At 34.8% G+C, this 13,347-nt stretch carries 11 protein-coding genes; 5 read left to right on the top strand and 6 right to left on the bottom strand.

From position 1 onward, the window contains the following. Positions 1–31: 31 nt before the first annotated feature. Together ACQY29_RS07500 and xerD are read left to right on the top strand one after the other, a co-directional pair. A complete protein-coding gene (locus tag ACQY29_RS07500) occupies positions 32–637 on the top strand; it encodes a porin family protein (RefSeq protein ID WP_428224605.1) in 606 nt (201 codons plus the stop codon). 47 nt (positions 638–684) lie between these two features. Beyond that, a complete protein-coding gene (xerD, locus tag ACQY29_RS07495) occupies positions 685–1,587 on the top strand; it encodes a site-specific tyrosine recombinase XerD (RefSeq protein WP_428224604.1) in 903 nt (300 codons plus the stop codon). 126 nt (positions 1,588–1,713) lie between these two features. On the opposite strand, the gene hisS is transcribed toward xerD, so the two are convergent. Beyond that, complete coding sequence (gene hisS, locus ACQY29_RS07490; protein ID WP_428224603.1) at positions 1,714–3,132, bottom strand: histidine--tRNA ligase; 1,419 nt, start codon at positions 3,130–3,132, stop codon at positions 1,714–1,716. A 201-nt stretch (positions 3,133–3,333) separates the two neighbouring features. On the opposite strand from hisS, the gene ACQY29_RS07485 reads away from it, so the two are divergent. Further along, positions 3,334–4,575, top strand: a complete 1,242-nt coding sequence (locus ACQY29_RS07485) for an ABC transporter permease (RefSeq protein ID WP_428224602.1) — start codon at positions 3,334–3,336, stop codon at positions 4,573–4,575. A 106-nt stretch (positions 4,576–4,681) separates the two neighbouring features. On the opposite strand, the gene ACQY29_RS07480 is transcribed toward ACQY29_RS07485, so the two are convergent. Continuing rightward, a complete protein-coding gene (locus ACQY29_RS07480; protein ID WP_428224601.1) occupies positions 4,682–6,028 on the bottom strand; it encodes a LysM peptidoglycan-binding domain-containing protein in 1,347 nt (448 codons plus the stop codon). A gap of 202 nt (positions 6,029–6,230) precedes the next feature. On the opposite strand from ACQY29_RS07480, the gene ACQY29_RS07475 reads away from it, so the two are divergent. Next, positions 6,231–6,809 carry a Crp/Fnr family transcriptional regulator gene (locus ACQY29_RS07475; protein WP_428224600.1) on the top strand — a complete coding sequence of 193 codons (579 nt, stop codon included), beginning with the start codon at positions 6,231–6,233 and terminating at the stop codon, positions 6,807–6,809. A gap of 1,594 nt (positions 6,810–8,403) precedes the next feature. Further along, positions 8,404–8,787 carry a VOC family protein gene (locus ACQY29_RS07470; RefSeq protein WP_428224599.1) on the top strand — a complete coding sequence of 128 codons (384 nt, stop codon included), beginning with the start codon at positions 8,404–8,406 and terminating at the stop codon, positions 8,785–8,787. 439 nt (positions 8,788–9,226) lie between these two features. On the opposite strand, the gene ACQY29_RS07465 is transcribed toward ACQY29_RS07470, so the two are convergent. From ACQY29_RS07465 to ACQY29_RS07450, 4 genes are all read right to left on the bottom strand, one after another. Next, on the bottom strand, positions 9,227–11,491 hold the full coding sequence (locus ACQY29_RS07465; protein WP_428224598.1) for an aconitate hydratase: 2,265 nt from the start codon (positions 11,489–11,491) through the stop codon (positions 9,227–9,229). A gap of 174 nt (positions 11,492–11,665) precedes the next feature. Further along, positions 11,666–12,172 (bottom strand): hypothetical protein, encoded by a 507-nt coding sequence (locus tag ACQY29_RS07460; protein WP_428224597.1) that lies wholly within the window; start codon positions 12,170–12,172, stop codon positions 11,666–11,668. Between the two features lie 117 nt (positions 12,173–12,289). Further along, positions 12,290–12,472 (bottom strand): hypothetical protein, encoded by a 183-nt coding sequence (locus ACQY29_RS07455; protein WP_428224596.1) that lies wholly within the window; start codon positions 12,470–12,472, stop codon positions 12,290–12,292. An 84-nt stretch (positions 12,473–12,556) separates the two neighbouring features. Then, on the bottom strand, positions 12,557–13,342 hold the full coding sequence (locus tag ACQY29_RS07450; RefSeq protein WP_428224595.1) for an abortive infection system antitoxin AbiGi family protein: 786 nt from the start codon (positions 13,340–13,342) through the stop codon (positions 12,557–12,559). Positions 13,343–13,347 lie beyond the last annotated feature (5 nt).

Raw genomic sequence — 13,347 nt, 5'->3', positions numbered from 1 at the left:
AACGGCTTTTCTATTTAAAAAAGCATTTCCAATGATAAAAAAAATTCTTACACTTATAACACTAATTACTATTACAAGTATAAGTGCTCAAAAAGCAAATTTTGGTCTTAAAGGAGGCCTTAACATCACTAATTTTTCTGGAGATTTAAAAGCGAATTCCTCTAAAACAGGTTTCAATGTAGGCGCCTTTGTAGCCATAAAAACTTCAAGTCAATTAATTATACAACCCGAGCTAATTTATTCTACACAAGGGGTTACTGATTCTGGATCAACATTTAACCTTGGTTACATCAATATCCCAGTGATGTTTAAATATATGCCAGTTGACAAAGTAAGTTTAGACTTTGGCCCTCAATTAGGTTTTATGACTAGTGCTGACGTGACAACCACCATTCCAGGCTCTAATACCGCTATAACCGTAGATGCATCAAAACTCTTCAATTCTACAGATTTTGGTTTAAATTTAGGAGCAACGCTTTATGCTACTCAGAAATTAGGAATTGGATTAAGATATAATATTGGTTTTACAAATATAGCTACGCAAGAATTAAAAGACATAGCAAGATACACTGCTAATATTAAAGACGCTTATGGCGCTAATAGAGTATTTTCTGTTAACGTTGAATATAAATTCTAAACACAAAAATCCCGAAATCCTCGGGATTTTTTTCTACCTTGCCTCTTATGAACTGGCAACCTTATATCAAAGACTTTCAATATTATTTGCAAATAGAACGGGGCTTATCTAAAAACTCTATTGATAATTACATACTGGATGTAGAAAAACTAGAGGGATATCTAACACAACACCAAATTTCCATTTCCCCTGTACACATCAGCCAAGAAACGGTACAAGATTTTATTTACGCTACTTCAAAAACCATTAATCCACGAAGTCAAGCACGACTTATTTCGGGATTAAAAAGTTTTTTTAATTATTTAATTTTTGAGGATTACCGTCAGGACAATCCTTTAGAATTGATTGAAAGTCCGCGTTTAGGTCGAAAACTCCCCGACACCTTGAGTGTAGAAGACATCGACCGATTAATTGCAGCCATAGACTTGAGTACACCTGAAGGGGAGCGCAACCGTGCTTTACTTGAAACCTTATACAGTTGTGGATTACGCGTTTCGGAACTAACTTCACTAAAAATTTCTGATTTATTTTTTGAAGAAGGTTTTATCAAAATAACGGGAAAAGGGAATAAACAGCGTTTTGTACCCATTAGTACATTAACTCAGAAATACATTAACTTTTATAGAAATGATATTCGTTGTCACTTAAACATTCAAAAGGGACACGAAGACACTTTATTTCTAAATCGCAGAGGGAAAGAGCTTACACGTGCTATGATTTTTACTATCATCAAAGATTTGGCTAAAAAAATCAACCTCAACAAGACCATTAGTCCGCATACTTTTCGTCATTCGTTTGCGACCCATTTATTAGAAAACGGTGCCGATTTACGTGCCATTCAAATGATGCTTGGCCATGAAAGCATCACTACTACAGAAATCTACATGCACCTTGACCGAAAACATCTAAATGAGGTTTTAAAGAAATTTCATCCAAGAAGTGGTTCTTAAAGTCTCGTAAAACAATTTAACCCTTTTTTAATTTAACTTTATACCTAACAGCTCTTTGAGACCTGTTAGGTCTAATACAAGTCAGTAAAAAAAAAAGAGACTCATTTCTGAATCTCTTTTCTAATTTTATTTTAACATCTCAGCTAAAGTTTCAAAAGTTACATTTTGTTGTTCTCCTGAAGCTAGATTTTTAATGTTATAACTATTATTTTTCATTTCTTCACCTCCCACAATAATTGCAAACGGAATCGCTCTTTTATCAGCATATTGAAATTGTTTTCCCATTTTAACAGCATCAGGATACATTTCTACTTTTATGCCTTGCTGGCGTAATTTAGCAATGGTATGCATTGAAAACTTAGCTTCTTCCACACCCATATTCAAAAAAATAGCTTTAGATGTTGATGTCACTGTCTCTGGGAATAATCCTAATTCTTCCACAACTAAACAAATTCTATCCAAACCGAAGGAAATACCTACACCACTCATGTTCTTAAGTCCAAAGATACCCGTCAAATCATCATAACGACCACCACCGCCTATAGAGCCCATGCTTACACCCGCAGGAGCAGCCACCTCAAAGATAGCCCCTGTATAATAGTTTAATCCGCGTGCTAGTGTCACATCTAAATCTAAAAATGATTCTTGTAAACCTATGGTTACAACATTTTCACAGATAAACTGTAACTCTTCCACGCCTTTCATTCCTTCTACTGAAGAAGCTAATAATTGCGAAAGTTTTTCTATTTTTTCGGTTATAGTTCCTGTAAAATTAAATAACGGTTGTACTTTTAGAATCGCTTCATCCGAAATGCCTTTTTCTAACATTTCCTTTTTCACGCCTTCTTCGCCTATTTTATCTAATTTATCTAAAGCAACGGTAAAATCAATTAATTTATCCGACGCCCCAATAACTTCCGCAATACCTGATAAAATTTTACGATTATTGATTTTGATCGTCACGCCTTTTAATCCTAAATCACTAAAAACTGCGTCGTACAATTGCACCAAATCAACTTCTTGCCATAACGAAGTAGACCCTACCACATCGGCATCGCATTGATAAAACTCTCTAAAACGTCCTTTTTGTGGACGGTCAGCACGCCAAACCGGCTGAATTTGATAACGTTTAAAAGGAAACTCAATTTCATTTTGGTGTTGCACCACGTAACGGGCAAAAGGAACAGTCAAATCATAACGCAAAGCTTTTTCAGAAATCTTATTGGTAAATTGGTTTAATTCCACCAATTGTTCTGTAGATATAGTTTCTGCTGAATTAAGTTGTAATTCTTCTATACTTGCAGGTAATTCAATCTTCTTTTTATTGAAAAAATAATTCCCTGAATTCAATATTTTAAAAATCAAACGGTCGCCTTCTTCTCCATATTTCCCCATTAACGTTTCCGAATTTTCAAACGTAGGTGTTTCAATAGGTTGAAATCCGAAACGTTCAAAGTGCTTGCGTATCGTGTTAAAAATATAATTACGTTTGGCTACTTCAATTGGCGAAAAATCACGAGTCCCTTTAGGTATACTTGGTTTCATTTTTAAATTAAAAATTATAAGTTATAAGTTATGAGTTAAGTTACTAGCAATTCGATAAATAACTAATACTAGAAAAATATAAATTTCAAAAACTTATAATTCAATTCTCATAACTGTAGTGCAAATATCTTACATTTAAAATGAATTGGAAAATTTTAGCCGATTTTGTAACAAAATCCCTTTTTAAGCTACTTATCAAACATGATTGGATTAGTAAAAGAAAACATAAAAATTGCATTGGGTTCTATTCGCACCCAATTATTACGCACTATTTTGACAGTAATGATTATTGCTATTGGCATCATGGCATTAGTAGGTATCTTAACAGTAGTATCAGCTCTTAGTTATACTCTAGCAAAAGACTTTGCCTCAATGGGTGCTAATACATTTACCATTAACCAATACAAAGATGTTTCACGCAGACACAGGCGTAACGAACGTCAGCAAGTTAACCCCATAATTAGTTATCCAGAAACACAAGCTTTTAAAGAAAAGTTTAACTACCCAATGACTACAACTTCTATTTCTTTTACAGCTACAACCACTGCAGAAGTAAAATACGAAAATCAAAAAACCGACCCAGAAGTACAAGTTGTAGGCGTTGATGAAAATTTTACAGGCAATTCGGGATTAGAAGTCATCAAAGGGAGAAACTTCACGGGTTTTGATATAGCAAATAACAATCCTGTTTGCATTTTAGGAGCAGACTTTGAGAAAAAATTATTAGCCGATGTAAATCCTTTAGACAAAACCATAGCGGTTAGAGGTACTAAGTTTAAAGTGATAGGGGTACTTAAAGAAGAAGGCTCAACCTTTGGAAATAGTCAAGATTTAAGAGTATTGATTCCAATTCAAATTGGTCGTTCTATGTTCAGCGCTCCTAATATAAATTACACAGTAAGTGTGATGGCACACAAAAAAGAATTACTAAATAGCACTGTAGATAACGCTACGATTACTATGCGAAAAGTACGTAAACTCAGCCCTATTAAGGAGAATAATTTTGGAATTTCTAGAAGTGATGATTTAATCAATCGCATTGTGGAATTCACAGACTACTTAGACATTTCGGCATGGGTTATAGGAGTTATTACCATTTTTGGTTCTTCCATTGCTCTAATGAACATCATGCTTGTTTCCGTAACCGAACGCACACGTGAAATAGGTACTCGAAAAGCTTTAGGTGCAAAAAGAAGCACCATTGCCTTTCAGTTTTTCATGGAAACCTTAGTAATTGGGCAATTGGGTGGATTAGTAGGAACATCATTAGGTATATTAATTGGCTTTGGCTTCGCATCCTTATTAGAATTTGATTTCGTTATACCTTGGTTGGCAATCATTTGGGCTTTTATTGTTTGCTTTATCGTCGCTATCATTTCAGGTTCGTACCCAGCAATAAAAGCTTCTAAACTTGACCCAATTGAGGCGTTACGCTATGAATAATCTCTAATAAACATCTTCTTAAAAGAATTCAAATAACAAGACAACATACAAAAAAAGGCTTAATTGAAAATCAATTAAGCCTTTTTTTGATGAGTATAAAATCCAATTATTCTTTTTTCGCTTGTTCATCTTCTTCTAATAGCACACGATTAATTTGTACAAAACGACGAGCATAATACGCCTCTTTCAATGACGACACCATCACTCCAGAACTCGTAGAAGAATGAATAAACTTAATTTCATCGTCGTTCACCTCCGTAATCATCCCTACATGTCCTACACCACGGCCACGAGTAGCGAAGAAAATCAAATCCCCTTTTTGCGCCTGACTACGGTCAATGCGTACGCCTGCTTTCTGAGCCATTTCACGAGAAGAACGTGGTAAAGTCATTTCTAAATTTTTAAACGTTGCAAACATCAATCCTGAACAATCAAAGCCACCGTTGCCTGTAGCACCACTACGATAACGCGCGCCCAAATTTTCGGAAGCTTTAGCAATTAAAAATTCAGCTTTCGACATATTTTCAGCAGACAAAGGTGCCACTACTGTAATGGGCATTTCAGGCTGTATCGCTTCTGACTCTGCTAAAAGTTCATCCGAATTCTCTTCTTCAATTTGTGGTTTTACCTCTACAATTTTAATTTGTCCACTATTCGAAGTAGGCATTTTGATAGCTGGCTTTGTTTTTTCAACTTCTTTGATTTCCTTTTCAGGAACTACTTCCACAACAACTTCCTTTTTTGCAGGCACTTCTTTAACAATCTTTGGTTTTACTTCTTCAACCACAGCAGGGGTTTCGGGTAATTTATTGGTTTTAACAACCAATTTATCACCTATTGCTAAACCATTTTTAGCCTGAGGATTTAAAGCTTCTAATTCTTGAATGGTAATACCGTACTTTCTCGAAATCCCATACTTGGTTTCCTTTGTTTGCACCTCGTGTATGATTTCGGTACGTGTATCTGGCACTTCGGCTACTGGAACCACTACAGGAGTTTCTTTCTTTGTTTTTTTAGATTTCTCTTTTTTAGGCTGTTCTACTACCTCAGCCGCTACTGTTTCTTCTGTAGGAATTTTAATTTTCTCACCAATTTTTAACCCTTCGGATTCGATACTCGGATTGGCTTCCTTAATTTTCTCTATAGTAGTATTGTACTTTTTAGACAATCCGTACAAGGTTTCTTTAGTTAAGACTTCATGCTCGACAATTGCAGTTTTAGCAGCTCCCTTTACATTTTTAGCCGATGCTGGAATTTCCAACACCATATTTAATTGTAATGTTTTTTTAGCTTTTGGATTTAGCGCAATGATTTCATTGGGTTTAACCTGATATTTTTGAGCGATACTGTACACCGATTCGCCATTGACGACGGTATGTTTGATTTTTTCTTGTGAAAAAACCGTAACCGAAAAAAGTAACAGACTATATATAAACGTTTTTTGGAAATTCATTTGTTGATTTGATTTCAAAGTGATACAACACTTTTTTTGTTCGGTTCGCAATTTACGCAATTAAAGTCGGTGAGGCTCTAAATTTTAACATTTTTTAAGAAAGTTGTCAAATAAAAGATGGAAAATGATGCTTAAATTCGTGAAGTTCAATTCTTCTTCTAAATTTGAAAAGAAAATGAACGCAAACCTTTTTTAACATTTTATGACCGCTTTTTTAGACGCAATTTTCAATACCTCAACTTTAAGTGAAGCAGAAAAAAACGAAATTCAATCCTTTTTTCATGCAATTCCCTACGCAAAAAATCATTTTTTAATTGAAAACGGAAAAATAGCGCAACGGTATTGGTATTTAGAGACAGGATATATCCGTGCCTTTGCCTATGATACCGAAGGAAACGATATCAGCACGAATTTTTACGCACCTACGGATTTAGTGATTGATTGGACTTCATTCTTCCTGAAACAACCCGCTCGTGAAAACTTACAATGCCTGACCGATTGTGTTTGTTGGGAAATAGATTTTGAAAACTTCAATTATTTATTCAACAAATACGAAGCCTTTCGCGAAATAGGTCGGTCTGCCATGGTGCAAAGCTATTTTGAATTAAAAAGTAACAGTTTATCAATGATTACGGATTCGGCCAAAGACCGTTATTTAAAACTCATTGAAACCAAACCGTATTTACTTCAAAATATATCGTTGAAACACTTAGCCTCCTTTTTAGGTATTACGGATACTTCCTTGAGTCGAATCCGAAAAGAAATTGTAAGTCAACCTTGATTTCTTGTCATAGGACAAGTTTAAAATGTGGGTTTAAAAGTAAATTTGGATATGCGAAAGTGCTTACAATAAGCAATAAAAACACAGATGTTCACAGAGGACACAGATAAAAAGCAAAACGAATATTGACTATGAAAAATTTGTGGAAATCAGTGTAATTTGTGGCTAAAAAACGAATTGCTCGAATTAAAACGAATCAAAAAAATAAACATCTGTAGAATCTAAAAAAACACAGATAGTCACTGATGACACAGATAAAAAGCAAAATAAATATTGACAATAAAAAAAATGTGACTAAAACACGAATTGCTCGAATTAAAACGAATCAAAAAAAAAAACTTCTGTGCAATATGTAAAAAACACAGATAGTCACTGATGACACAGATAAAAAGCAAAATAAATATTGACAATAAAAAAAATGTGACTAAAACACGAATTGCACGAATTGCACGAATTTACACGAACCATACAAAGAAAACATCTGTAGAATCTAAAAAAAACACAGATGTTCACTGATGACACAGATAAAAAGCAAATTAAACATTGAGAATAAAAAATATATGGAAATCAGTGTATTTTGTGGCTAAAAAACGAATTGCACGAATTGCACGAATTTACACGAACCATACAAAGAAAACATCTGTAGAATCTAAAAAAACACAAATGTTCACTGATGACACAGATAAAAAGCAAATTAAATATAGATTATAAAAAATTTGTGGAAATCAGTGTATTTTGTGGCTAAAAAACGAATTGCACGAATTAACACGAATCAAAAAAACAAACTTCTGTGCAATATGTAAAAAACACAGATAGTCACTGATGACACAGATAAAAAGCAAAATAAATATTGACAATAAAAAAAATGTGACTAAAACACGAATTGCACGAATTGCACGAATTAACACGAACCATACAAAGAAAACATCTGTAGAATCTAAAAAAAACACAGATGTTCACTGATGACACAGATAAAAAGCAAATTAAACATTGAGAATAAAAAACATATGGAAATCAGTGTATTTTGTGGCTAAAAAACGAATTGCACGAATTGCACGAATTGCATGAATTAAAACGAAACATACAAAGAAAACATCTGTAGAATCTAAAAAAAAAAAATGTTCACTGATGACACAGATAAAAAGCAAAATAAATATTGACAATAAAAAAAATGTGACTAAAACACGAATTGCACGAATTGCACGAATTAACACGAACCATACAAAGAAAACATCTGTAGAATCTAAAAAAAACACAGATGTTCACTGATGACACAGATAAAAAGCAAATTAAACATTGAGAATAAAAAACATATGGAAATCAGTGTATTTTGTGGCTAAAAAACGAATTGCACGAATTGCACGAATTGCATGAATTAAAACGAAACATACAAAGAAAACATCTGTAGAATCTAAAAAAAAAAAATGTTCACTGATGACACAGATAAAAAGCAAATTAAATATAGATTATAAAAAATTTGTGGAAATCAGTGTAATTTGTGGCTAAAAAACGAATTGTACGAATTAACATGAAACATACAAAACAGAAACCTCTGAGAATCTGTTTAAAATACAAAACAAATAAAACAATATATATGGAATTCAATAAAAATGCAATTAACTGGTTTGAAATACCTGTAACCGATTTTGAAAGAGCCAAACAATTTTACAGTGCTATTTTCGATTTTGAGATGCCTGAAATGATGATGGATGCGATTCGTATGGGTTTTTTACTTTACGACCAAGAGAATGAAGGCGTTGGAGGTGCTATTGTTCATGGAGAGGGTTGTGTACCTTCGGAGGCGGGTGCACGAGTGTATCTGAACGGAGGTTCAGATTTGAATATCGTTTTGAATCGTGTGGAAAATGCAGGTGGCGCAGTGGTATTACCTAAAACCGATATTGGTTCTGGATTTGGTTTCTTTGCTTTATTCAAGGATACAGAAGATAACCTTTTAGGCTTGCATTCTATGGCATAAACGAAACATCATCAATCAAAATAGAAAATCCATCTCGCTTGAGGTGGATTTTTTTATCATTTAACCATTAAATTCCTCAATACTATACATAATTAGCTCTCGGCATCCCTAAATCTCTTCAAAGGGAGAATCTTTAAAATTAAATATTCGCTACCCATTCTTCGATAAGAACCGATAGAATTCAAGTTTATTTTTGTATTATTCTTAATTTTTAAACTGATTTTAAACATAAAATCTCTGAATTCAGAGAAAAAGATGTGAATTGTAATAGTTTATCATTAAAATTCATTTCTAAAACTCTGAAAAGACACCTTCAGGATTGATTTTCAATACTTTTTAATTAAATTTCATTGCTACAAGATTTAAAATCAAAGAAAATTGATGATTTTTGATTACTTAACTACATATTCTATGACAAACACGGGGGCTCAGTGTACAGTTAGGCTTTACCAGCCGCAATCAAATTTAAAGCTGAGCCGGCTACAAACCAACCAATTTGACTTTCATTGTACGTATGATTTGCCAAAATAATATTTTTTGAACCGTCGTCATGAACGAATTCTAACGTTAACGGTTTTCCAGGAGTAAATTCGGTTAAATCTAAGAAGTTGATGGTGTCGTCTTCCTGAATTTTATCATAATCGGTTTCGTTAGCAAAGGTTAAAGCTAACATCCCTTGCTTTTTCAAGTTGGTTTCATGAATACGAGCAAATGATTTTACCAATACCGCTTTCACGCCCAAGAAACGAGGCTCCATAGCCGCATGTTCACGAGAAGAACCTTCACCATAATTGTGGTCACCCACAACGATTGAAGGAATTCCAACAGCTTTGTAGGCTCTTTGCACCTTTGGCACCTCATCATAATCACCTGTCAATTGATTTTTAACTGAATTCGCTTTGCTATTAAAAGCATTTTCAGCTCCAATAAGCATATTATTCGAAATATTATCCAAATGACCTCGGTAACGCAACCAGGGTCCAGCCATAGAAATATGATCGGTGGTACATTTTCCATAGGCTTTGATTAACAACTTCGCCCCTGTTATATTCTTACCGTCCCAAGCTGGGAAAGGGGCTAACAATTGCAAACGATCGGAAGTTGGCGAGACCAAAACTTCCACCGAAGAACCGTCAGTAGCTGGCGCTTGAAAACCTGGATCCTTAACATCAAAGCCTTTCGTTGGCAATTCATCTCCATGAGGTGGTTGAAAACGCACTTCTTCTCCTTTATCGTTCAGTAATGCATCTGTTAACGGATTGAAATCCAAACGTCCTGCGATTGCTATTGCGGCAACCATTTCGGGAGAAGTCACAAAAGCGTGGGTATTCGGATTACCGTCGGCTCTTTTAGAAAAGTTACGGTTAAACGAATGAATGATGGTGTTTTTCTCTTGCTTATCTGCTCCAGCTCTATCCCATTGCCCTATACAAGGGCCACAAGCGTTGGTAAACACTTTGGTTCCCATTTTCTCAAAAGTGGCAATGATACCGTCCCTTTCGATAGTATAACGAATTTGTTCCGAGCCTGGATTGATTCCAAATTCCGCTTTGGGCGTAATCCCGTGCGCTACTGCTTGCTCTACTATGGAAGCCGCTCTCGACATATCTTCGTACGACGAATTGGTACACGAACCGATTAATCCCCACTCTACCTTAATAGGCCAACCATTGGCTTCGGCTTCGGCTTTCATTTTAGAAACGGGCGTTCCGCGATCAGGTGTAAAAGGCCCATTAATATGAGGCTCTAATTCCGTTAAATTGATTTCGATTAATTGGTCAAAATAGTTTTCTGGATTGGCATACACTTCTGCATCAGCCGTTAAATGCGACGCTACTTTATCGGCGGCATTTACCACATCCTGACGTCCCGTAGCCGCTAAATACCTTCTCATCGATTCGTCGTAACCAAAAGTAGAAGTCGTTGCGCCAATTTCGGCACCCATATTACAAATCGTTCCTTTTCCAGTACACGACATCGAGAGGGCACCTTCTCCAAAATATTCCAAAATGGCACCTGTACCTCCTTTTACGGTCAGTATATCAGCTACTTTTAAAATCACGTCTTTGGGCGAAGTCCAACCGTTTAATTTTCCAGTCAGTTTTACCCCTATTAGCTTCGGAAATTTCAATTCCCACGACATACCCGACATCACATCAACCGCATCGGCACCTCCTACTCCAATGGCTAACATCCCTAATCCACCGGCATTTACCGTGTGCGAATCGGTTCCAATCATCATTCCTCCAGGAAAGGCATAATTTTCCAAAACAATTTGATGAATGATACCCGAACCTGGTTTCCAGAACCCAATCCCGTATTTGTTAGACACGGATGCTAAAAAATCGAAAACTTCTTTGGATTGATTTTTAGCATAAGCCAAATCGGCCACTGCTCCTGACCTTGCCTGAATCAAGTGGTCGCAATGCACTGTAGTGGGGACTGCCACCGTTTTTTTACCGGCATGCATAAACTGCAATAAGGCCATTTGTGCCGTAGCATCTTGACACGCCACTCTATCGGGAGCAAAATCGACGTAGTCTTTACCTCTTGTGAAAGCTTGAGAAGGCATTCCTTCCCAAAGGTGGGAATATAAAATCTTTTCAGAAAGTGTGAGTGGACGCCCCACCAGCTCACGTGCTTTATCCACACGAGAAGCCATAGTAGCGTACACTTTTTCTATCATTTCAATGTCAAATGCCATAGCTATACGATTTAATTTATTTGCTAGTTGTTTATAACCCTACAAGTTACGAAAAATTACCTTGGGATTGAAGAAAAACTTGTTAGGCAAAGTCAGGGGGCTTTGCGTTACTAACACAGCTACGCAGCTACGCATTCTATGATGAGACTTCGTAGAGCCTGTGGTATAACTTAGTTAATTAAGCGCATCAATTTTCAATTCAACTTCTTTTATCTTATCCAACCAATATTTAATAGCTTCCATATTGGAAATAGTCTCACCTTTTTTCCTCTGTTCAAAAGGAACTAGACATATATTTTCCCAAAACTTATTATTTTCACTTTGAATTTCACTTTGATTAGAAGGTTCATTTCTGTTTCTCCAAAAAATCAACTGTTCATTATATTCCGTCAGTATTTCTTGAAAATATGCAATCAATTGTTTTTTATCCTTAGGAATATAACCAGGTCCAGTACAACCGCAAGAATGAAATGTTATTCCTACTGAGTATAAATCTTGCAAATGACGCCATACTTTACTATTCTCTTTTTTAGGTGATTCAAAATCTAACCCCATATTCGCCATAAGCGCACCACATTGTGGACATTTTGCCTCACCTGATTCTTTTTCATCCCACCTTAACTTACGTTTAAACGTTTTTTTACACTTAAAACAAGCATAATGTGGCTTATACGTTTTCATAGCGTATCTACACATGATTTTTTTATTTATTTTCAGCTAACAGAACCTTGATTCGTCTTCTATGATAAAAGTTAGTTAAGCCTCATTCGACAAAAACTTAGATATTAGAAAAAGGAATTATGTATTTTTAAGTTTTCTTATTTCGGAAATTAATTTCAGAATATCCTGCTTGGCATTTGCTATAAAAATCAAATCTTCCTTTCTCCCATCAATTAAATAAATATCATTTCCTCTTTCAGGACTTTTATAATCTTCAGGATTATTAACACCTGTCATTATAAAGTCATCCTCGCTACGCATTCTATGATGAGACTTCGTAGTGCCTGAGGTTTCATTGTTCGTGCTCCTCACGCAACGAAACCTTAGCTGTTGTGTGCCGTTTTTTTACAGGTTCTGTTCTATTTGCTTAATCGTTAGAATTTTAGAAATCAATATTTCTTTGCTAGTATCTGTAAAATCAAGCTTAGATTTTTTTATAACCTCAATTAATAAATTTCTATTTTCATCATTTTCAACTATAATATTTTCTATATCGTTTGCTTTGAAATTTAGTTTTACTTGATTCAAAATTGGTTTGTTTTTTGTATTTCCTCTCCAAGTAATAAATTCTTCTTCTGTTTGTTTTAATTCACAAACCGCACAATCAAATTCAGGGATATAACGCCATTCTCTTTCGTCATAAAATCTATAATTTGGATTATAAAAATCTTCACGTTCTAGTTCATCTTCATAATGCTTTGTGTACATTAATGAATATGAAAGATATTCTAAAGATTTTGTAATGTTTTTAGTTATTTGAATGTTTTTGGGATTTTGTTTTAATATTTGGTTTGCGATATTTAGTGTTGTTAAACTATTTTTCATGGATGTGACTAAATTGTCAATTAAACGAGAATTTTTGTCGATGTACAAAACTGGTGTAAGTTTATTTTCTGTTGCCCATTTTTTTGTTAAGCTAATTCCAAATTTCCCATATGGTGAGGAAACATTTGTATATGTTTTTATTGGCATATCGCAGAATGAAATCATTGGAATGAATCGAGGAATAACTTCTCCATTATATCTCAAAATTTCCTTACAGTAACTTCCATAGATTACACCATCTAATAATTTTGTCAATTTTGAAAACTCATTTGTATAATGGGTTATACAGTTTGAAGATAAATTCATTTCTT

It is taken from the genome of Flavobacterium sp., assembly GCF_965262375.1.
In the GTDB taxonomy this organism is placed as follows: Bacteria; Bacteroidota; Bacteroidia; order Flavobacteriales; family Flavobacteriaceae; genus Flavobacterium.
This window is presented reverse-complemented; position numbering and strand designations above follow the sequence as displayed.

Coding starts and splice junctions, on each gene's coding strand:
- ACQY29_RS07480 (WP_428224601.1), bottom strand. CDS start 6,028: ATGAATTTCCAAAAAACGTTTATATATAGTCTGTTACTTTTTTCGGTT.
- ACQY29_RS07465 (WP_428224598.1), bottom strand. CDS start 11,491: ATGGCATTTGACATTGAAATGATAGAAAAAGTGTACGCTACTATGGCT.
- ACQY29_RS07470 (WP_428224599.1), top strand. CDS start 8,404: ATGGAATTCAATAAAAATGCAATTAACTGGTTTGAAATACCTGTAACC.
- hisS (WP_428224603.1), bottom strand. CDS start 3,132: ATGAAACCAAGTATACCTAAAGGGACTCGTGATTTTTCGCCAATTGAA.
- ACQY29_RS07485 (WP_428224602.1), top strand. CDS start 3,334: ATGATTGGATTAGTAAAAGAAAACATAAAAATTGCATTGGGTTCTATT.
- ACQY29_RS07460 (WP_428224597.1), bottom strand. CDS start 12,172: ATGAAAACGTATAAGCCACATTATGCTTGTTTTAAGTGTAAAAAAACG.
- ACQY29_RS07450 (WP_428224595.1), bottom strand. CDS start 13,342: ATGAATTTATCTTCAAACTGTATAACCCATTATACAAATGAGTTTTCA.
- xerD (WP_428224604.1), top strand. CDS start 685: ATGAACTGGCAACCTTATATCAAAGACTTTCAATATTATTTGCAAATA.
- ACQY29_RS07500 (WP_428224605.1), top strand. CDS start 32: ATGATAAAAAAAATTCTTACACTTATAACACTAATTACTATTACAAGT.
- ACQY29_RS07475 (WP_428224600.1), top strand. CDS start 6,231: ATGACCGCTTTTTTAGACGCAATTTTCAATACCTCAACTTTAAGTGAA.
- ACQY29_RS07455 (WP_428224596.1), bottom strand. CDS start 12,472: ATGCGTAGCGAGGATGACTTTATAATGACAGGTGTTAATAATCCTGAA.